The sequence below is a fragment of the Myceligenerans pegani genome, from assembly GCF_014892515.1.
Classification (GTDB): Bacteria; Actinomycetota; Actinomycetes; order Actinomycetales; family Cellulomonadaceae; genus Myceligenerans; species Myceligenerans pegani.
Window position 1 is genome coordinate 104,910 of the sequence record NZ_JADBGR010000064.1, and the last position, 21,562, is coordinate 126,471.

Consider the following 21,562-nt stretch of genomic DNA (forward strand, 5'->3'; position numbering starts at 1 on the left):
CCGGCTGCGCCAGGAAAGGGGAGATCGATGAGGATCACCAGAAGGCGCGACCGGCAGCGAGGCCGGTGGCGCAGCGTGACCGCCGCGCTCGGCGCGGCCGTCCTGAGTACGACGCTCCTGGTCCCGGCCGCCGCGGCCACGGAACCCGCGGCCGCACCCGCCGCCGCGGGGCAGGCGGTCACGGAGGCGGCCACCACCGAGCCGCCGCAGATCGTCCGCTCCACCAGCGACGCCGGCTTCACCCACCCCGGCGTCGGCCTGACCGCGGACCACCTGGAGAACGCGCGCACCCAGGTGCTCGCGGGCGTGGAGCCGTGGGCGAGCTACTACGAGGCGATGACCGAGACGGGCTTCGCCTCACGCACGTTCCGCGCCCAGAACGCGGGCCCGTCCGACGACGAACCGCGCAGCGACACCTACGACAACGCCGGGATGCGCTCGCGCGCGCTGAACGACGGCACCGGCGCGCTGACCCAGGCGCTCCGGTACGTCGTCACCGGCGACGAGGTGTACCGGGCCAACGCCCTGCACGTCATCCGCACCTGGTCCAGCATGGACCCGGCGAAGTACGTGTACTTCCCGGACGCGCACATCCACACCGGCGAGCCGTTGTACAAGCTGCTCGCCGCCGCCGAGATCATCCGGTCCACCACGCCGGTGAACGACTCGCTCGACGGCTACGACCTGCGCTGGACCGACCGCGACCAGCAGCGCATCGAGGACAACCTGATCCGCCCGGTGCTGGACACGTTCCTCTTCTCCCAGAACCGGCTGTGGAACCAGCACCTGTACGGCGTGGTCGGCATGATCGCCGCGGCGATCTTCCTGGACGACGCCGAGCTCTACGCCGAACGCGTGGAGTGGTACACCGTCAACTCGACCTACACCAGCGAGCACACCATCAACGGCGGCGACGTCAACGGCTCGCTGGTCGCGCTCTACCGCGTCATCGACGCCGACGACCCGCTCAACCCGTACGGCTACGACTTCGTCCAGCACATCGAGATGGGCCGCGACCAGGCGCACGCGGCGGGCGACGTCGACATCCTGACCGCCCTGGCCCGGATCGTGCACAACCAGGGCACCCGCCTCGACCCGGTGGACGGCACGGTGTCCACCGCGCCGGACGCCGTGACCCCGTACGAGTTCCTCGGCAACCGCACCCTGGCCGGCGCCGACGTGTTCGCCGCCTTCATGCTGGGCGAGGACGTGCCGTTCATCGACACCTCCGGCGGATCCGGAAAGCTGTCGCAGGCCTACCGGGGCCGGCTGATCGACCCCGCGAGTGAGCTGTACTACCAGTACACCTACGTGGCCGGGGTCGACGTCGAGACCGAGGCGCCACACGTCGCCGAGGCCTTCGCGCACCGCGACGGCCCGCGCTACTACAACGGCACCGGCGTGGCCAACTTCTGGAACCTGCGCGGCTCCGACTTCAACGCGGCCGAGTACTGGGTGGCGTTCCCGCCGCAGCTCGCGGACGAGAACGTCACGGTGCCCCCGCTCCAGGACGGCCCCGAACTCCAGGTGGCCCGGTTCGGCCACGCCGTCGGCGCCGGCGCCCAGGTCGGCACGGACGATGACGGCACCGGGTACGTCCGCCTCGATGCCACGGCCGGCGACGAGGCCGACGACGGGTACGTCGCCGTCCGCCGTGCCGCGTGGGCGGGCCGCAACGGGACGTCACTGGTCGGGTTCCGCGTCCGCACCGACGCCACCGCGACCCTCGAGGTACGCCCCTCGCCGGACGCCGCGACCCACGCCACCGTCACCCTCCCCGACACCGGCGGCGAGTGGCGGTACGTCACCCTCGACATCGACCAGGCGAAGCACCCCGTCTCCCCGGTCGGCTCGAACATCGTGTTCCTGAGCGCCGCCGACGGCGCGGCCCCCGTGGACGTCGCGAGCGTGCTCGCCCAGGCCAACGGCACGCTGACGCCCGTGACGTTCGACGTCGGCGACGCGCTGTCCTTCGTCGCGGTCGTCGGCGAGCCGATCGTCCGCCCGCTGGCCACCTCCGGCGCCACGCCGGACGTGCTGACGCTGCAGGACACGCCGTCGTCGGCGAGCCTGACCGCGGACGGGACGCTCACCTGGACGCCCGCGGCCGACGACGCCGGCACGCACCGCCTCGTCGTCGTCGCCTCGCACGAGCAGACGGACACGGCCCTGCCCGTGACCGTCACGGTCGCCCCTGACCGGGAGGCGGCGATCGGCGCGAGCCTCGACGGCCTCCAGGAGCCCGCGGCGTACACCGCGGCCACCTGGGCCGACGTCGCGGCGGCGCGCGACGCCGCCCGGGCCGGCATCGAGGATGCCGACGCGAGCGAGTTCGCCGCCCTGCTCGACGACCTCCGCGTCGCCGTCGACGGCCTCGCGCTGCTCGACCCGCGCCTGCCCGACGGCACGCTGGACTTCTCCCGGATCGTGGACGCCCCGCTGTCCACCCCGACCCTCATCGCCCTCACCGACGGGGACAACCAGACCACCTGGGGCGACCAGCGCGTCCCCAGCATGGTCCTGGACTTCGGCATCGGCTACCGCGTGCGGGCCGACGCGTTCGGCTTCCTCGCCCGCGACACCTTCCCCAACCGCGCCGAGGGCACCAACGTCTACGGCTCCGTCGACGGCGAGTCCTGGACCCTGCTCACCGAGCACCCCAACGCCGGCGACGACGTCGCGATCGAGGAGGTGCCCGTCCGCGAGGAGGTCCGCGACACCCGGTTCCGCTACCTCAAGCTGCAGATCGACGAACCGGGCCCGCCCACCGACCCCGCCTACCCGGCCGTCATCTGGACCCTCGCCGACTTCCGGATCGACGGCGAACGCACCGAGACGGACCTGGACACGGTGCTGGAGCTGGCCGACGCCGTCGACCTGACCCCGTACTCGCGCGCCTCGCGGATCCTGTTCACGCGCGAGCTGGAGGCCGTCCGCAAGGCCGCCCGCCACCCCCGCGCGGACGACCGGGCACTGGCGGCCCGCCTGCTCAAGGCCTGGGACCTGCTGGAGCCCGCGCCCGTCGGGACCGCCGAGGTCCGGCAGCCCTGGGTCACCGCCAGCACACCGTCCTGGGACGGGCGCCGGGACGCCGCCGGTAACGGCTGGGCCATGTTCGACGGCGACCCGACCACGTTCACCGACACGACCCAGTCCTCCGGCTGGGTGAGCGTGATCCCCGACGACGGCTCCACCTTCACCGTCGAGACCGTCCGCTTCCTGCCCCGGTCCGGGTACGCGTCGCGGGCGAACGGCATCCAGTTCCAGGGGTCCGACGACGGCGGACAGACCTGGCAGACGTTCGCCACCGCCGGCACCGTGAGCGGCGACTCCTGGCAGGAGATCGACCTGGAGCAGCCGGTCACCGTCGGCGCGGTGCGCGTCCTGGCGCCGTCGGGCAACACGAACCTCGCCGAGGCCGAGTTCGTCCGGTCGATCGTCGACACCACCGCGGTGCGGCTTTACCTCGACGAGACCGCCGGGCTCGACGAGGACGACTGGACGCGCCGGAGCTGGGCGAGACTCACGGAGGCCCGGGAGGCGGCGGCCGCCGTCGTCGCCGAGGGCGCGGATCCGACCCAGGAGGAGGCGGACGCCGCGGCCGAGGCGCTCGCGGAGGCGGTGGCGTGCCTCCGCCCGAGGCATGGCCACGGCCACCCGGTCCGCCCGCCGTGGAGTCGCCCGGCCTGACGCCGGGCGGGGCCGCTGCCGCGCTGTGGTCGGCGGGATGTCGGATGGTCGGCGGGATGTCGGGTGATCGGTCGCTCGGGGAGCCGATCATCCGACAACCGGCCGACCGCCCGACAACGGCCGAGGGCGAACCCACCACAGCCAAGTGGACAGCGCTTCCCTCCGGCCGGTGTTAGCGCTAACATCCACCGGGACAGTGACCTCGACGAGGAGGATCGGGCGATGAGACCCAGAGGGCGAGAACGGGCGGGCCGCATCGCGGCCGCGCTGACCGGGCTGGCGTTGTTCCTGCCGGCCACGATGGCGACCGCGGCCGCCGGAGCGACCGCCGCGACCGCCGAGGGCGGTGCGTCGTCGGACATCACGGCGGAGACGTCCCGGACGGGCGCGGCGTCATCGGACACGGCGGGCGGGGGCGAGCAGGACGCGACGGACCAGGAGTACGCCGGCTACCTGTTCGCCTACTTCGCCGGCGAGGGCTACGCCGACGGCGAGCAGATCTACTTCGGGCTCAGCGAGGGCGACGACCCGCTGCACTACCAGGACCTGAACGACAACGAGCCTGTGCTCACCTCGGACGTCGGGGAGCTGGGCGTGCGGGACCCGTTCATCATCCGGTCGCCGCTGGACGGCACCTTCTACATGATCGCCACCGACCTGAAGATCCACGGCGGCGGGGGCTGGGACAACGCGCAGCGGCACGGCTCGCGGTCGATCGTGGTCTGGGAGTCCACCGACCTGATCAACTGGTCCGACGAGCGGCTCGTCGAGGTCTCCCCTCCGGAGGCCGGGAACACGTGGGCGCCCGAGGCGTACTGGGACGAGGACCTGGGGAAGTTCGTGGTCTTCTGGGCGTCGAAGCTGTACGCCGAGGACGACCCGGGCCACACCGGCAGCTCCTACAACCGCATGATGTACGCCACCACCACCGACTTCACCACGTTCAGCGAGCCGGAGATCTGGGTCGACCCCGGGTACTCGGTGATCGACTCGACGGTGGCCCGCGCCGACGACGGCACCTACTACCGGTTCACCAAGGACGAGCGCAACAACACGTCCTCCACGCCGTGCTCCAAGTTCATCCTCGCGGAGCGCGCCACGGAGCTCACGAGCACGGACTGGGACTTCGTCACCGAGTGCATCGGCAAGGCCAACTCTCTCGGCCCGGGGATCAACCAGGGTGAGGGGCCGACGATCTTCAGGTCGAACAGCTCCGACGAGTGGTACCTGTTCGTCGACGAGTTCGGCGGGCGCGGCTACGTCCCGTTCGTCGCCGACTCGCTCGACGCGGCCGAGTGGCGCATGGCCGACGACTACCGCATGCCCTCGCGCCCCCGGCACGGCACCGTCCTGCCGGTGACCGCCGAGGAGTACGACCGGGTGCTGCGGCACTACCAGCCGGACGCCTACGTCGAGTCGGTCGAGCCGGTGGAGGTGACCATCCAGGCGCGCCGCGAGCCCGTGCTGCCCGACGAGGTCACGGTCACCTACGCCGATGGGTCCACCGGGACCGAGAAGGTCACCTGGGACGACGTCGACCCCTCCGCCTACGCGCGCCCCCGCACCACCTTCGAGGTGTCCGGGACGCTGCGGGCGGGCGTCACGGCGAAGGCCCGCGCGGTCGTCACCGTCCAGGCGCGACGCATCCCGGTCACCTCGCTGACCGTGGCCCCGGAGCAGGTGGAGCTGTGGCGGGGCACCGAGCGCGCGCTGGAGGCCACCGTCGAGCCGGCCAACGCCTCGGACCGGCGGCTGCGCTGGTACAGCGCCGACCCGAGCGTGGCGACCGTGTCCGACGACGGCGTCGTGCGCGCCGTCGCGCCGGGCACCACCACGGTGACCGTGCGCAACCGCGGGCACTTCCGCGCTTCCACCGAGGTGACGGTCACCGCGGACCCGCCGGGCGTCGTCGCGCACTACCCGCTCGACGCGACGTCGGGCACCGAGGCGGCCAACGCCGCGCCGGACAGCGCGTTCGGGCCCGCGACCCTGGTCGGGGGAGCCGAGCCGACGGCGGACGGCGTCGTGCTCGACGGCGTCGACGACCACGTCGACCTGCCCGACCACCTGCTCGCCGGGATCACGGACGTGACCGTGGCGCTCGACGTGCTCGTGGACCCGTCGCAGCGCACCCCGTACTTCGTCTACGGGCTGGGCAACTCCGGCGAGACCTGGGGCGACGGCTACCTGTTCACCACCGGCGACTCGTACCGCAGCTCGATCACGCTCGGCAACTGGTCCGGCGAGCAGACCGTGTCGAAGGGTTCCGGGCTGGAGCGCGGCGTGTGGAAGAACATCGCCTACACCCTCCAGGGCACCACCGCGGTGCTCTACGAGGACGGCGTCGAGGTGGCCCGGCAGGAGGGCGTCACCATCGACCCGCGGGACATCGGCGACGGCGAGACGGTCGCGAACTACATCGGGCGGTCGCTCTACTCGGGCGACCGGTACCTGCACGGGTCCGTGCGCGACTTCCGCCTCTACGACCGGGCGTTGTCCGCGGACGAGGTCGCCTACCTCGGCACCGACCACACCGCCGTGCGCGGCGCGGAGCTGGACGAACTGCGCACGGGCGCCGTCGTGCACGGTGCGAGCAGCACGGTCACGCTCCCCGTGGAGCCCGGCACGGACGTGACGGCGCTCGCGCCGGTGCTCGACGTGTCCGAGCAGGCGACGGTGTCACCGGCGAACGGGTCGGTGCGGGACTTCTCGTCGCCGGTCACCTACACGGTGACCGGGCCCGACGGCGAGTCGCGGGAGTGGACGGTGCGCGCGGTCGAGATGCGCAGCCCGGTGCTGCCCGGCCTGTGGGCCGATCCGAACATCGCGCAGTTCGGCGACACGTTCTACCTGTACGCCACCACCGACGGGTTCCCGGGCTGGGGCGGGAAGGAGTTCTACGTCTGGACGTCGTCGAACCTGGTGGACTGGGAGCGGTCGGCCGAGCCGATCCTCACGCTCGACGGGGCCAACGGGGACGTGCCGTGGGCGACCGGGAACGCGTGGGCGCCCACCATCGCGGAGCGGGACGGGAAGTACTACTTCTACTTCTCGGGCCACCACCCGGAGCTGAACCGCAAGACGATCGGCGTCGCCGTGGCCGACAGCCCCACCGGGCCGTTCACCGCCGAACCGGAGGCGATGATCACCAACGACGAGCCGGTGACCACCGGCCAGGCGATCGACCCCGCGTGGTTCCGCGACCCGCAGACGGGCAAGCACTACCTGTTCTGGGGCAACGGCGGGCCGCTGTACGCCGAGCTGAGCGACGACATGCTCTCGGTGGACGAGGGCACGATCGCCCGCATCGAGGGCCTGCCGGACTTCCGGGAGGGGCTGTTCGTCAACTACCGGGACGGGATGTACCACCTGACGTACTCGATCGACGACACCGGATCCCAGAACTACCGGGTCGGCTACGCCACGTCGTCGAGCATCGACGGCCCCTGGACGTATCAGGGCCTGCTCCTCGAGAAGGACCCGTCGTTCGGGATCGTGGGGACGGGGCACAGCTCGATCCTCAACGTGACCGGCACCGACGACTGGTACATCGCCTACCACCGGCACGCGATCCCCGACGGCGACGGGACGCACCGGGAGACCACCATCGACCGCATCGAGGTGGGCGACGACGGGCTCTTCCGCCCGGTGGTGCCGACGCTCGGGGGCGTGGAGCCGCGGTAGCCGCTCGCGCGGGCCGGTGTGGTCGGCCGGATGCCGGACGATCGGTCCCCCGGGCGGCCGATCGTCCGACGTCGGGCCGACCACCCGACGTCGGGCCGAACTTCCCGGCGGTCACTCCGCGCACGCCTGGGTCGCCGCCGCCGTGCCGTCGTCGCGGAGCGTCGGGAGGTCGCCCGGGCTGCCGAGGCCACCGACGTTGCTGAAGACCGCGAGCATGAGGTCGTCGATCCCTCCGGCACCGGAGGCCGCCAGGGACGGGCGGGCTCCGGTGCCGTCCTCGATCCGGGCCAGCAGGCAGCGGTCGGGCTCGTGGCCGGCCGCGACGGGGTAGACCCGGACCGGGCGCTCGGCCGTGCCGAGGGCGCTCAGCGTGGCGTCCAGTGTCTCGTCCGGCTCCCTCCCGTCGGTCGAGGTCTCGGCCACCGCCGCCCCGGTCCCCGCGCGCTCGGAGAACCGGCCGTCGCGGCCGTCGGTGATCACGATGACTGCCTGGACGCGCTCGTCCTCGGACGTCTCGGGAACCTGCGCGCCGAGGTACCGGTGGGCGTCGCCGATCGCGTCGAGCAGGGCCGTTCCCTCCCCGGTCGACACGGGCAGCGCGTCTCGCCAGCCGGGGTCCGGCACGTCGTCGTCCGGGTCGCAGAGACCGCGGGCGTCGCCGTCGCCGGCAGGCGCGACGTCGGGGCGGTCGGCCGCGCCGGCCGAGAGCGACCACACGGCCACCTCGTCGTCGGCGCTCAGGCGCGCGACGATCCGGCAGGTCGTCGCCATCGCCTCCTCCAGCGGGGCGCCCGCCATCGAGGGGGAGTCGTCCACGAGGACGACGACCTGCGCCCGCTTGGTGAACCCCTCCCAGCCGTACCGCATGGCCCGTACGACGTCGGTGGCGGGCGGGGTGATGAGCCGCGCCGGCTCCGCGCGGACGACGTCGCGCAGCGTCCCCGTCGGCGTCGTCGCGTCGTCCCGGTCCCGGAAGCCCTCGGCGCGGAACCGGTCCTGCTGGTCCTCGTGCGTGAGGAACCGGTAGAACGCCTCGGCGGCCCGCCGCTCGTCGTCGCCCAGCCCGGTGCGCACGAGGAAGGGATGGTCCAGCCGCACCGTCCCCTCGGCCGGCTGGAGGGCGACGAGCGGGTCGTCGGCGCCGGGCGGTGCGTCCGTGCCGGGGAGTCCGTCCGTGCCAGGCGGGTCGTCCGTGCCGAGACACGGCGCGGCGCGTCCGGCCGGCCGGCCCTGGTTGTACTGGAAGGCGAGCTGCTCCTCGATCACGACGGCGTCGACCGGCGGTACCGCGCCGCAGTACAGGTCCTCCAGGTAGAGGGTCGCCTCGGCGCCGTGGCTCCGCGACGACCCCTCGAGCGACCGCACCCACTCGATGACGCGCCGGTCGCGGAGCAGGTCGGTGGTCACGGGGTGGGGCGTATCCAGGGTGGCGCCGACGGCGGCGTCGTACACGGCGATCGTCTCGGCCAGCCCCGACGTCGACCAGAGCGGGTTGTCCCGGCCGAGCAGGACGTCGTCGTCCGGGGCCCCGGCAGCGTTCTCGTCGCCGCCCCCGACGCCCGTGTCACCCGCTTCGACCGCCCTTTCGTGGATCGCCGCCCACGACACCTCGGGCCACGTGCCGAGCCGGGACTCCGGGACGGCGACGGACATGACGCTGGAGGTGACGGGGCCGAGCGTGGCGAACCGGGGGGCGGGCTCGTCGGCGAGCAGGCCGTGCCAGAGGGACGACGTCGGCAGCCACAGATCCGGCGGGGGCGGGTTCACGGACTGGCCCGCGCCGACGTTCTCGCGGATCATCCGGGCGTCCCAGTCGCCCGCGAGGGCCTCCATCGTGGCGCCCGAGGTGAGGCCGTGGACGCGGACGTCGACGCAGCCGAGGCCCACGTACCGGTGGCGGGAGAACTCGGCGGCCAGATCCGTGACGATCTCGTCCTTCTCGGTGGAACTGCTGACGTCCAGGGCGACGCAGCGGTCCGGGCCCGGGGTGAGCCACGGCGGGAGCAGCCTGCTCGCCGACGCCGCCCACAGCGTGACGGCGACGGTGAGCACGGCCACGGCCGCGGTGGCGAGGCCGCGCTGGTTGCGGTTCGCCCACGCGCGCACGAGGGCGACCCGCCGCATGGTCCACAGGTTCACGCCGGAGACGACGGTCCGGACCATCCGGACGAACCTCGGCGCGGGCACGTTCAGGGCGGCGAAGCTCGGGGCGGACCGGCCCGTGAGGACGGTCGCGCCGGGCGCGGGGGCGGTGTCGAGGATGCCGAGCAGGCGGCCGGTCTGGTCGTCGACGACGGGCGCGCCGACGAGGTCGGCGTTCTCGGCGACCTCGGTGCCGGAGTCCAGGATGACGCGGATCACGCCGCGGTCGTCGCTGAGCTCGACGCGGCCGGAGAGCACGGCCGTGTCCCAGGAGGCGGCGCCGGCGGGTCGGCCGAACACGTGCACCGCCGCGCCCGCGCTCGGCGCCGCGAGGCGGAACGGGAGGACCCGGCGGGGGAGGCGTTCGCCCCGGGGGACGTCGAGCGCGGCGATCATCTCCTGGTCGTCGCCGCCGACGTGCCGGACCGTGCGCTGGTAGTCCCACGGGCTCGCGGCGGACTCGATCAGGGGAAAGGCGACCCGGAACGCGGCCGGCTCCGGAGGGGTGCCACGGACCGCGACATGCTGGGGGACCAGGACCCGCCGGGGAGTCACGACGACGCCGAGTCCGACGTACCGGTCGTGCGTGTCGTACACGATCGCCACGGCGCTGCGCGTCTGCGCGAAGCGCGCTCGTGCGGTGTTGCCCTGCCCGACCTGGATGAGGACCTCGGGGCCCACGATCACCAGGACGGCCAGCCAGAACGCGGGATCGGTGAGGAACTCCCCGGAACTGAGCGTCTCGACGAACGCCGAGCTCATGACGGCGGCGACGGTGTAGGTGACCGATCGCACGACGATCTTGAGATAGCGGACGAACGGCTCGCGGTCCAGGATGCGTGGCGTTCTCATGGCGGCTCCTCAACTGTCCGTGCCGAGGTTCCCTCGGGGCGGCCGGGACGGGTCCCGGGGCAGCGGGTACGTCCTGCGGCGGGTACGTCCCGCGGCGATCGTCAGCCCCGGGCGAACCGGCCCCACGGCGCGCCGTGGGCGAGAGCGAGGGCGAGCTGAGACAGGGCCATCAGGGCGAGTACCGCGGTGAGGGCGACGGCGGGGAGCATGAGCGGAGCCTAGCGAGGGTCCGGACAGATCCGTCCACTTCGTGGGGCGGCTCCGGGCCGGGGCGCGGCGGCCTCAGTCGCTCGCCGGAGCGGCCGCGCGCAGCGGGAAGGTGACTCCCGTGAGCTCTTCGGACACGGCCCACAGGCGGCGGGCGAGTTCGCCGTCCTGGGCCGTGGCGGAGCGGCCGACGAGGGCCGGCGCCCCGCGTCCCTCCTGGAAGCCGCCCGGGCCCGCGTAGCTGTTGCCGGGGATGTCCGCGACGGCCGCGTACAGAGTGGGCAGGGCGCCGTCCTCGTCGCTCTGCGCGAACCGGTCGCTCAGGGAGACGAGCAGGCGCAGCCAGCGTCGCCGCTCGTTGTGGGCGCGGCCGAGGTTGGTGGAGGCGATGCCCGGGTGGGCGGCGGTGGCGATCACCGGGGAGCCGACGTCGGCCAGGCGCCGCTGGAGTTCGGCCGTGAACAGCAGGTTGGCGAGCTTCGACTGCCCGTAGGCCGGCAAGGCCTGGTACGGCTTGCGTTCCCAGTTCAGGTCGTCGAAGTCGAGCGACCGGGCGACCCTGTGCCCGTTGGAGGAGACCGTCACGACCCGCCCGGTGAGGCGTGGCAGGAGCAGGTTCGTGAGCGCGAAGTGCCCCAGGTGGTTCGTGCCGAACTGCAGCTCGAAGCCGTCCGCCGTGCGGACCAGCGGCGGGACCATGACGCCCGCGTTGTTGACGAGGACGTCGACGGGCTCGTCCAGGTCGCTCGCGAACGCCCGGATCGACGCGAGGTCCGCGAGGTCGAGCCGCCGGACCTCCGTCTCGCCGGTCATCGTCGCGGCGGCCTCGCGGCCCTTGTCGACGTCGCGCACGGCGAGCACGACACGCGCGCCCCTCGCGGCGAGCACGCGAGCGGCGGCGCGGCCGATGCCGCTGTTGGAGCCGGTCACGACGATCGTGCGGCCGGTCATCGGGGGAACGCTGGAGGCGGTGAATGTAGTCACAGGAAACATAGTTGTCGCCGGACACATTGCTGTCAATGGCAACATCGCCTCGATATCCTGTGCTCGTGCCCGCAACCAGTTCCGAACGCACCGGCGAACGCCCGTACCACCACGGGAACCTCCGCGCCGCGCTGCTCGACGCCGCCGAGGCAGGCCTGCGCGAGCGCGGCGCGGACCAGCTCTCGCTGCGCGAGCTGGCACGGCAGGTCGGCGTCAGTCATGCCGCGCCGCGGCGGCACTTCCCGGATCGGCAGGCGCTGCTGGACGCGCTCGCGGTCGCCGGATTCGACCGGTTGGGCGCGGAGCTGCGGGCGGCGATCGCGGAGGCCGGCGAGGACTTCGCGGCCCGGCTCGGGGCCGCCGCCGCGGCCTACGCCCGCTTCGCCACGCGCGACGTCGCGCTCCTCGACCTCATGTTCACCGCGAAGCACCAGCGGGGTAGCGAGTCGGTCGTCGCCGCGGCCGGTGTCTCGATGGCCGTCGTGTTCGAGCTCATCGCGGAAGGGCAGGAGGCCGGCGTGCTCGAGGCCGGGGATCTCTACCAGGTGGGCACGATTCTGTTCGCGACGATCCAGGGCATCGTCACCTTCGTCAACGGCGCCCTCGTCCCGCCGGACATGCTCGACGGGCTCGTGGAGACGGCGGTCGAGCAGTTCCTGCGCGGGTCGCGACGGGCGGCGGTCGACTGAGAGGGTCGCGACGGGCCGCGGTCCCGGCGCGGATCGTGGCGGTCAGCGGCGGAAGAGGGCCGCGTTGAGGAAGTCGGCGCCGAACGTACCGCTCACGTCGGACCGCACCGCGCGGAGCTCGAGGGGCCGCAGGGCCGTGAAGATCCGCTCGAGGTCGTCGAGCGTGAAGGCCGTGCCGCCCGCGGTGTCACCCGTCGCGAGCACGTCGCGGTCGCTCGGGCTGGGCTGACGCTCCTGGGAGAACGTGACGATCGCGTAGCGACCGCCGAGCCGCAGGAGCGGCACGAGCCGCTGGAGGTAGGTGATGCGGCGGTGGGGCGCGAGGTGATGAAAGCAGCCGGAGTCGTAGATCAGGTCGAACGGCCCGGCCGGGAGCGGGTCGCGGAGGATGTCGACCGCGTGGACCTCCATCCCGTTCGGGAGCGTGGGGCGGACCTCGTCGAGGACGGCCGTGGCGAGATCGACGCCGACGACGTCCGCACCCCGCTCGGCCAGCCATCTCCCGTTGCGGCCGTTGCCGCAGCCGACGTCGAGGACGCGGGCACCGTCGACGTCGCCCAGCAGGTCCCGTTCGTGCCAGTCGGTGAGCGGCTCGTCGGGCAGGCCGGTGCTGAGCGGGTGGTCCTCGCGCCGCAGCAGTCGCTCCCAGAAACCCGCGGCGGCGGCGCTGGTGCGGTCGCCGCGCTCGTGCTCGGCGATGGTCCGGTCAAGGGCCTCGAAGAGTTCGTCGATCGTTCCGATCCGCACGCCCGAATTATCCCACGCCCCCACCGGCCGGGGCGCCGGCGACGTACCGTGTCCCGGTGAGTGCCCCAGGGAGTGTTCCGGCCGAGGTCCATGTCGTCGTCGCGCCCGTGTTCGGGACGAACTGCTGCGTGGTGGCGGCCGGCGTCGCCGGTGCGGAGCCGCGGGACTGCGTGATCATCGATGCCGGCGCGGGCGTGGCCGAGGGCGTCGCCCGGGTGGTCGAGGAGCGGGGCCTCAGGCCCCGGGCCGTCCTGGCCACCCATGGTCACGTGGACCACACGTGGGACGCGGCTGAGCTGTGCGAGCGGTACGACGTGCCGATGCGGCTGCACGCCGCCGACGCGTACCGGATCGACGACCCGTTCGGCACGCTGGTCGGTGCGGGTGCGGGTGCGGGTGCGGGTGCGGGTGCGGGTGCCGGTGCGGATGCCGGTGGGGCGGGTGCGGAAGCTGGTGGCAATGCGGGTGCGGTAGCGGGTGGCAGGGCCGGCAGCGGGACGATCGTGAGCGGCGCGCTCGCGCGGGAACTCGCCGGCCTGGGATTCGTGCCGGAGTCCTACCGGGCGCCGACGTCGGTCCGGGGCTTCGGCACCCGCGACGGGTTCGCCGACCTCACGTTCGGCGACGTGACCCTGCGGGCCGTGCACGCGCCGGGGCACACGGAGGGCTCCACGCTCTACCTCCTGGACCTGCCCGGACCGGACGGCGATCCGGGCGGCCGCGGGAAGGGCGCCGCGCGGTCCGGGATCGTGTTCACCGGTGACGTCCTCTTCGCCGGATCGATCGGCAGGACCGACCTGCCCGGCGGTGACGACGCGACGATGGGGGCGACCTTGCGCGACGTCGTCACGCGGCTCGACGCAGGCCTGACGGTCGTCCCGGGCCACGGGCCGACGACGACGGTCGAGCACGAGCTGGCGACCAATCCGTACCTGGGGTGACGCGCGCAGACTGCGCCGCACGTCAAGCAGCGAGTTCACCAGGGTCACCCATGCCTCGCCGAAAGGAGACCGTGGCGGTGCCGCGGACATCCGGACGTCGCAGCTCGGCAGGTCGCTTGGTGGTGGCCTCGTGGCGGGTTTCCCCGGGCGGATCTCGCCATACGCCCGCGAGGCTGATCTCGCGGCCGTTCCGGTCGGTCAGGGACCAGCCGGAGTGGCGGGTTCCGCTCGCATTGCCGGTCCAGCGCATGGCGATGTGCTGACCGTCGACACGGTCGTGGTGGTGCCAGCACAGGAGCGCGGCGTTGTCGGCCGAGGTGCGCCCGCCGTCGGCCCAGTGGCGGACGGCGTGGTGGACCTCGCAGCGCGCGGGCGGCTGGTCGCAGCCGGGCCACACGCAGTGCTTGTCGCGCGCGATGACCGCGCGCCGCATGGGGCCGGTGACCGTGCGCTGGGCACGCCCGACATCCAGCACTGCCCCGTCGGGACCGAAGACGATCCGGGTGACCTCGCAGTCGCACGTGATCCGCCGCAGCAGGCTCGTCGGCACGGGGGTGTCGGTTCCCGCGACCACCGCCGGCGCCGGACCGGCCGGATACGTCTCCGGCGGGGCGGTCTGCTCCTGGGCGCCGAGGAGGACCTCGTCCGCGCTGCCAGGCGTGCGGTCGGTGTGGTGGGTCAGGCGCTGCAGCTCGGTCCAGGAGACGGCCACGTTCAGGTGCGGACGCACCGCCGCGCCCGACCCCGTGTGCCCGTTGTCCAGCGCGATCCTTGCCAGGTCAGCCAGCCCCTGGGCACGCCGCTGACCCGGGGTGCGGTCGTCCTCCGCGGCCGGCGCACCCATCACGGAGCCCAGGGCGGTCGTGACCAGTTCACCGTGCTCGGGGGTCAGGAACCCGGCCACGTGAAAGCCGTCCATCGTCGGCGAGACGCTCAGGTACTCCTTGTCCCGGGCCTTCTTCAGCCCGCGCTCGTCCGCCTCGGGATCGGCCTGACGCGCGAAGTACCGCACCAGCCCGCGGAAGTCCTCTGCCTGACGCTCGTCGGCCCACTCCAGCAGTTGCTCCTCCCACGTCGGTATCCGTGACCGGCCGACGGCGTCGCCGTCTCCGTCAGGCCCGCCGGCGCCGTCGGCCCTGCCGTCTCCGTCAGGCCCGGTGTGCTCGACCGGGTGACGGTGCGACATTCCGTCAGCGTTCGCAGCCTGACCGGGTCCGTCCGCATCGCTGCCTGCGCGGTCGGTTGCGGCCGCCCCGTTGGTCCCGGCGTCGTCCGTAGTGGCGGCGTCGTCCGCACCCGCCGGGTCGCTCGTGCTGCGTGTGGTGTCCGCGCTGCCGGCGCGCCGGTTCCCGTCGTGGACCTCGTCCGGGGCGCCCCTCTCGTCGGGCGTGCTGTCGCGGCCGTCGTCGAGCGGCTCGTCGACGGCGGGAGCCGCCAGTGCGTCCCTGCGTGCCTGGCTGGTCGGCGCGACGTCCACCATCGCACGCAGGTGATCCGGCCCGATCCTGCCGTCCAGCGCGGCCTCGCAGGCCGCGGGCAGGACGTCACGCAGCACCGTCGCGGTACGCACCTCGCGTCGCGCGGTCGCGTTGCGGATCTGCTCCGTCGCCGCCAGCCAGATCGCGAACGTCCGCGCACCGGTCAGAGCCCACAGGCCGGCCTCGTCGATCAGGGGGAGGAAGGTCGTACGCAGCACCTCCAGCCGGTGGCCGACCATCCGCAGCCGCGCCGAGGCGCCCGCCAGCACCGTAGCGCCGTCGGAACCGGCGCCCGCAGGATCGGCCTCCAGGGCCCGGGGTCCCGCGGTGGCGATGAGCTCGGCGGTCAACGATTCGAGGTCGTCCAGGAGCGCGCCGACAGGCCGGCCGCCGCCCACGCTCGTTCGCCGATCCGCCGACATTCGCACTCGCCCCCTCTCGACCGTCCTGCTCTCGACCGTCCTGCTCTCGACCGTCCTGCTCTCGATCTTCTTGCGCCCGGACTTCGCGCCGCTACCGACTGTCCCGGGACCTTCGGCACCGCCACGACCAACACTAGCGAACGCATGTTCGACATGCCATTTGATAGCGAAATCCGTGGAAAGACCATCAGTCCACAGACGCCCCGTCGGTGTCCCGCCCGCACGGTTGCTTGTCTCAGGGCGCCTCGGCGCATCGTCAGGCTCCGGAGTGACGTCCTCGCGGAGGGGCGTCCTTCCCGAGGGACCTCCGCGCCGGAGGGACGTCTTTCCGGAGGGACCTTCTCGCTGTCGTGCCGCGCCGCGCAGGCGTAGCTCTTGCGGGAACGCGCCGGCGCCGACGCCGCCGAACGACGCCAGCGCCGCCCGTCCCGCCGAACGACGCCGACCTCTCCGAACAGTACTTTCGGCCGGTACCGCCGCAGGACGCCCGCGGCCGAGCATGAGGCCATGCCCCGAACCCCGATCGAACCACCCGGCACACGCCCCCGCATCGCCGCCCTGGACGTCCTGCGCGGCTTCGCGCTGTGCGGGATCACCCTCGCCAACGTCGTCCCGATCGCGAGCAGCGCGATACCCGGCGGCCCCGCCGTCGTCGGCCCGGTCGCAGGCGACGCGGACTGGATCCACCTGCTCGTCGACCACCGGTTCTTCCCGATCTTCTCCTTCCTCTTCGGCGTCGGGTTCTCGATCGTCCTGGAGTCCGCGGCCGCGCGCAGCCCACGACCCCGCCTGGTCCTGCTCCGCCGACTCGCCGCCCTCCTCGTCATCGGCGCCGCCCACCACCTGCTCCTGTGGCCCGGCGACATCCTCGCCGTCTACGCGATCGCCGGGCTCGTCGTCCTCCTGCCCTCGACCTGGCTGCCGCGCTGGGCGACCGCGGCCCTCGCGGCGGCCCTCCTCGTGGTCGCCATCCTGGACGCCGGCGGACGGTTCATGATCGTCCCCGGCCTCTTCCTGCTCGGCTCGGCCCTCGCCCGGTACGGCGTCGTCCGCCGCATCGAGGACTCGACGCGCGTCCCGGCCGCCCTCGGCCTCGTGCTCGCCGCCTGCGCCGTCCCCGCCGTCCAGGTGCAGGCGCGGTTCGAGGCCGCCGGCGACATCGACGCCCTCGGGCACCGCATCGCCTACCCGCTGGCCGGGCTGCTCCTCGCCGGCGCGTACGTGTGCCTCCTGCTGGTGCTGCTGCGCACGCCCCTGCGCCCCGTGCTCCAGGCGATGCTCGCCCCGCTCGGCCGGATGGCGCTGACCCACTACCTCGGTACGAGCGTCGCCGTACTCGCCCTCGCCCACCTCGTGGGCCTCGCCGAGCCGTGGTCCTCGCGCGAGGCGCTCGGCATCGCGGGCGCGATCATCGCCGCCCAGTGGGTGTTCTCCACGCTGTGGTTCCGCCGATTCCGGTACGGGCCCGCCGAATGGCTGTGGCGGTGGGCCACGTGGCTCCGCCGCCCGTCGCTCCGCCGCCCGCCGCTCCGCCGCCCGCCGCTCCGCCGCCCGCCGTTGCGCCGGGCGCACGACGCACCTCGCAGCCTCGTAGCCTGAGCCGCGTGAACCTCACCCACCGCTGGGCCGCGACGGCGCGAGCCGCCGGGGACGCCGCCCTCGCCGTCGTCGTCCTCGCGGTCCTCGCCGCGACCGCGGCCGCGCTCGCGGCGAGCTGGGGAGGGTGGTACTGGGCGTTCGGCCTGGCTGTCGGAACCGTGGCCGGCACACTCGCGCTGCTGCGCCGCCGCGGCCGGTTCGCCCTGGCGCTGGCCGGGCTCGGCGTGGCGCTCGCGGCGGTCGTCGTGGCGCGGCTCGCCGGACTGCCGGAGGAGCCGGCGCCCGCCACGGCGCTGGCGCTCGCCGTGCTCGTCGCGTCGGCGGTCCGGCGGCTCCCGGTCCGCGAGGCAGTGGTCGTCGCGGGAGGCGGGCTCGCCGTGGTCGCCGCGTCATGGCTCGCGGCGGTCCCGTTCTCGGCGGCGCCGTCGCAGGTCACGACGGTGTGCGGCGTCTCGTGGCTCGCGGCCGTCGCGGCCGGGCTCGGGGGTCGCCTCCGGACGGAGCGCCGGGAGGCGATGGTCGAGCGGGTGCGCCGGGACGAGCGTCTCGCGGTGGCGCGTGAGCTGCACGACGTCGTCGCGCACCACATCACGGGCATCGTCGTCCAGGCGCAGGCCGCCCGGATCGTGGCCGGGCGATCGAGCCGGCCGGAGCCGCTCGCCGGCCCCCTCGCCGACATCGAGACCGCCGGCGCGGACGCCCTCGCCTCGCTCCGCCGCGTCGTCGGCCTGCTGCGCGACGACGGCGACGCCTCCCCGTCCGCGCCGGGCCCCGAGGCGATCGGCATCCTGGTGAGCAGGTTCGAGGAGCGCGGCCCCGCCGTCTGCCTTCGTCTGCCCGACGACGACGCCGGCTGGCCCCCGGAGGTCACCAGCACCGTCTACCGGGTGGTCCAGGAGGCGCTCACGAACGTGACCCGGCACGCCCCGCGGGCCCGGTCCGTGACGGTCGACGTCGGCCGGACCCCGGACGGCATCCGCGTCGAGGTGTCCGACGACGCGCCGCACGCGGCACCCGGGTCACGCCACGGCTCCGGCTCCGGGGGTGCCGGCGTCGGATACGGCCTGGTCGGGATGCGGGAGCGGGTGGAGGCGCTCGGCGGCGCCCTGCGCGCGGGCTCGCGCCCGGACGCCGGGTGGACCGTCCTCGCCACCCTGCCCCTGCCCGCCGATGGCCGGCCCCTGCCGTCCGGGGAGCGGCGATGACGATCAACGTGCTCCTGGCCGACGACCAGCCGATGGTCCGCGGCGGCCTGCGCCTCATCCTGGAGGACCAGCCCGACATCGACGTCGTGGCCGAGGCGTCCGACGGCGTCGAGGCCGTCGCCCTGGCGGAGCGGCTGCGACCGGACGTCTGCCTCGTCGACATCCGGATGCCGGGCCTGGACGGCATCGCGGTCACCCGCACCCTCGCCGGGCCCGACGTGCCGGACCCGCTCCGCGTCATCGTGGTCACCACGTTCGACGACGACGAGTACGTCTACGGGGCGCTGCGCGGCGGTGCGGTCGGCTTCGTCCTCAAGGACGCCGGGCCGGCGCTGCTCGTCGAGGCCGTCCGGGCGGCGCACGCCGGCGACGCCCTGGTCTCGCCGTCGGTCACGGTGCGGCTGCTGCGCCACCTGACCTCCCCGCGCGCCACACCGGGCAACGCCGGGAAGGCGGCGGTGCGGCCGCTGTCCGAGCGGGAGACCGAAGTGGTCCGCGCGATCGCCCGCGGCCGCACGAACCTGGAGATCGCGGCGGACCTGTTCATCTCCCTCAGCACCGTCAAGGGCCACGTGGCGGCGATCCAGGCCAAGCTGGGCCTGCGCAACCGCGTGGAGATCGCCGCCTGGGCGTGGGACAACGGGGTGGTGGCGTCCGCGTCGTCGTAGCGGGCGTTCGGCGTCGGCGGCGCCGAGGGTCTGCTCGGGCTCGCGGCGTGGGCCGCGGAGCTGGTGTCATGCCCCGCCGCCGATGGTCACCACGGTCTTGCCGCGGGCGTGGCCCGCGCCCTGGGCGGCGACGGCGGCCGGCGCGTCGGAGAGCTCGTAGGTGCGGTCGACGGCGGGCCTCAGCTGCCCGGCGTCGGCCAGCCTCGTGAGCTCGGCGAGATCCTCGGGGTTCGGCTTGGCGCTCAGCGTCGTCACGGTCGAGCCGTTCCGCGATCCGGCCGACATGGCCTGGAGCAGGTAGGGGAGCGGGCCGAGGACCTTGCCGCCGGGCATGCCGGTCGCGACGACGCAGCGCCCGCCGGACCGCAGCGCCCGCCGGTAGTCGGCCAGGGAGTGGCTGCCGACCATGTCGAGGATCCGGTCGTAGGAGCCCTCGCGCCGGGTGAAGTCCTCCTCGGTGTAGTCGACGACGTCGTCGGCCCCGATCGAGCGGACCAGGTCGAGCGCGTCCGTGCGGCACACGCCCGTCACGTGGGCGCCCTGCGACTTCGCGATCTGCACCGCGAAGGTGCCCACGCCCCCGGAGGCGCCGTTGATCAGCACGCGGTGACCGGGCCGGACGCGGGCGGCCCGGATCCCCTGCAGCGCGGTGATGCCCGCGAGCGGCACGGCCGCGGCCTCCGCGAAGCCGAGCCCGGCCGGTTTCGGGGCGACGGCGTCCTCGGTCGCGAGGGCGTACTCGGCGAAGGTGCCGCGGGGCAGTTCGCCGAACACCTCGTCGCCGGGACGCCACCGCGTGACCTTCGGTCCGACCGTCTCGACGACCCCGGCCACGTCGGCGCCCGGGACCGGGTTCCGCGGCCGGAACGGGCCGAGCGCGAGCCGGAACAGGTACGGATGGCCGGCCACCTCCATCCAGTCCTTGGCGTTGACCGACGCCGCCTCGACCCGCACCAGGACCTCGCGGTCCCCCGGGGCGGGGTGTTCCACGTCCTCGACCCTCAGCACCTCGCCCGGATCGCCGTACCCGTGCTGCACGATCGCTCGCATGGCCGCTCCCTCGAGAGATTTACGGTGTAAATATTTACGCCGTAAGTTACGCTGCGGGGCACGGGCCGTCAAGACCGCCGGCCCTCGGGCCCGGTGCCGCCGGCCGGTCGCCGGGGCTACCGGCACGGCCGGCCGCGGGACCGTCGGGAAGGCCGGTCGCCGGGCCGCCGCCACAGAGGCGGTGGTCGCCGGGCGGTTCGCGGGAGACCCGCGCCGCGACGGCCGGTGCGGTCACGATCGGAGGGGAGCCACGGGTGTCGAAGCAGGCAGGCCGGCCGAGCGGGCGCCGCACGCTGAACCGTGACCGGGTGCTCGACGCCGGGATCGCGATGGCCGACGCCGAGGGGATCGGCGCGCTGTCGATGCGGCGGCTCGGCAAGGAGCTCGGCGTCGAGGGCATGGCGCTGTACAACCACGTGAAGAACAAGGACGACCTGCTCGACGGCATGCTCGACCGGGTCGCCGCGGAGATCGAGCTGCCGGGGAGCGAGTCGCCGGGGACGCCCCCGGCCGGCGGTGGCGTGCGGGAGGCCGCGCCGTCGGCTGCCGTGCCCCCTGCTGCCGCGCCGTCCGCTGCCGCGGCGGCCCGAGCGTCGTCGTCCGCGGCCCCCGCCGACTGGCGCCACCGCGCGCGGCGTCGTGCGGTCTCGGCCCATGCCACCCTGATGCGCCACCCGTGGTCGGCCGCGCTGTGGACGTCGCGCATCGGCATCGGGCCCGCGCGCATGCGCTACCTCGACAGCGCGTTGCGCGACCTGCGCGAGGCGGGCTTCGCGCCAGGCCTGCTCGACCTCGCGTTCCACACGGTCGAGAACCACATCGTCGGCCACGCGATGCAGGAGCTGGGCTTCTCCCTCGACCAGGACGACATGGAGGCGATGGGCCCCGAACTCCTGCGCTCGTTCCCGGTGGCGGAGTACCCCTGTCTCGCCGAGCACATCCGTTACCACGTCGAGGAAGCCGGCGACGACGCCTTCGAGTTCGGCCTCGACCTCATCCTCGACGGCCTCGAGCGCCTCCGTGCCGGGGAGGGGGCGTCGGAACGGTTCGCGCCGTTTTCGTCAGCGCGTCCAGGCCGAGCTTGACGAGGGGTGCTGCGAGCTGCCTCGTCGTGTGCCCGCCACCAGGTGTCGCGTGGGTGTCACCGGGCCGTCGAGTGGTACGCGCACGACCCGGTGCTCGGCTCTATCGATCGTTGTCGATT

13 protein-coding genes are annotated in these 21,562 nt (G+C 73.8%); 8 read left to right on the forward strand and 5 right to left on the reverse strand.

The features are described 5' to 3' along the window. Positions 1 to 27 precede the first annotated feature (27 nt). A complete protein-coding gene (locus IIE03_RS07370; RefSeq protein ID WP_192862094.1) occupies positions 28 to 3,690 on the forward strand; it encodes a discoidin domain-containing protein in 3,663 nt (1,220 codons plus the stop codon). 222 nt (positions 3,691 to 3,912) lie between these two features. Then, positions 3,913 to 7,374, forward strand: a complete 3,462-nt coding sequence (locus tag IIE03_RS07375) for a family 43 glycosylhydrolase (RefSeq protein ID WP_192862095.1) — start codon at positions 3,913 to 3,915, stop codon at positions 7,372 to 7,374. A gap of 111 nt (positions 7,375 to 7,485) precedes the next feature. On the opposite strand, the gene IIE03_RS07380 is transcribed toward IIE03_RS07375, so the two are convergent. Then, positions 7,486 to 10,368, reverse strand: a complete 2,883-nt coding sequence (locus IIE03_RS07380) for a vWA domain-containing protein (protein ID WP_192862096.1) — start codon at positions 10,366 to 10,368, stop codon at positions 7,486 to 7,488. 282 nt (positions 10,369 to 10,650) lie between these two features. Beyond that, positions 10,651 to 11,559, reverse strand: coding sequence for an oxidoreductase (locus IIE03_RS07385; protein ID WP_318842853.1), 909 nt, complete (start codon positions 11,557 to 11,559; stop codon positions 10,651 to 10,653). A gap of 65 nt (positions 11,560 to 11,624) precedes the next feature. Between IIE03_RS07385 and IIE03_RS07390 the strand changes: the two genes are divergently transcribed. After that, on the forward strand, positions 11,625 to 12,248 hold the full coding sequence (locus IIE03_RS07390) for a TetR/AcrR family transcriptional regulator (RefSeq protein WP_318842854.1): 624 nt from the start codon (positions 11,625 to 11,627) through the stop codon (positions 12,246 to 12,248). A 42-nt stretch (positions 12,249 to 12,290) separates the two neighbouring features. Here IIE03_RS07390 and IIE03_RS07395 read toward each other — a convergent pair whose 3' ends face one another. Further along, on the reverse strand, positions 12,291 to 12,995 hold the full coding sequence (locus tag IIE03_RS07395) for a class I SAM-dependent methyltransferase (RefSeq protein ID WP_192862099.1): 705 nt from the start codon (positions 12,993 to 12,995) through the stop codon (positions 12,291 to 12,293). Positions 12,996 to 13,051: 56 nt separating this feature from the next. Between IIE03_RS07395 and IIE03_RS07400 the strand changes: the two genes are divergently transcribed. Beyond that, entirely contained in the window at positions 13,052 to 13,936 is an 885-nt protein-coding gene (locus IIE03_RS07400; RefSeq protein ID WP_192862100.1) for an MBL fold metallo-hydrolase, read from the forward strand. A gap of 22 nt (positions 13,937 to 13,958) precedes the next feature. On the opposite strand, the gene IIE03_RS07405 is transcribed toward IIE03_RS07400, so the two are convergent. After that, a complete protein-coding gene (locus tag IIE03_RS07405) occupies positions 13,959 to 15,764 on the reverse strand; it encodes an HNH endonuclease signature motif containing protein (protein WP_193107582.1) in 1,806 nt (601 codons plus the stop codon). A gap of 579 nt (positions 15,765 to 16,343) precedes the next feature. Here IIE03_RS07405 and IIE03_RS07410 point away from each other — a divergent pair. From IIE03_RS07410 to IIE03_RS07420, 3 genes are read left to right on the forward strand one after another with little or no spacing between them, the layout of a single operon-like run. Next, positions 16,344 to 17,435: a DUF418 domain-containing protein gene (locus tag IIE03_RS07410; RefSeq protein WP_192862102.1), complete on the forward strand. Its 1,092-nt coding sequence runs from the start codon at positions 16,344 to 16,346 to the stop codon at positions 17,433 to 17,435. Positions 17,436 to 17,440: 5 nt separating this feature from the next. After that, complete coding sequence (locus IIE03_RS26670; RefSeq protein WP_192862162.1) at positions 17,441 to 18,640, forward strand: sensor histidine kinase; 1,200 nt, start codon at positions 17,441 to 17,443, stop codon at positions 18,638 to 18,640. Beyond that, positions 18,637 to 19,308 carry a response regulator gene (locus IIE03_RS07420; protein WP_192862103.1) on the forward strand — a complete coding sequence of 224 codons (672 nt, stop codon included), beginning with the start codon at positions 18,637 to 18,639 and terminating at the stop codon, positions 19,306 to 19,308. The genes IIE03_RS26670 and IIE03_RS07420 overlap by 4 nt, the downstream gene beginning before the upstream one ends. A gap of 66 nt (positions 19,309 to 19,374) precedes the next feature. Here IIE03_RS07420 and IIE03_RS07425 read toward each other — a convergent pair whose 3' ends face one another. After that, a complete protein-coding gene (locus IIE03_RS07425) occupies positions 19,375 to 20,358 on the reverse strand; it encodes an NAD(P)-dependent alcohol dehydrogenase (RefSeq protein ID WP_192862104.1) in 984 nt (327 codons plus the stop codon). 254 nt (positions 20,359 to 20,612) lie between these two features. Here IIE03_RS07425 and IIE03_RS07430 point away from each other — a divergent pair, with 254 nt between their 5' ends. Further along, entirely contained in the window at positions 20,613 to 21,443 is an 831-nt protein-coding gene (locus IIE03_RS07430; protein ID WP_318842855.1) for a TetR/AcrR family transcriptional regulator, read from the forward strand. Positions 21,444 to 21,562 lie beyond the last annotated feature (119 nt).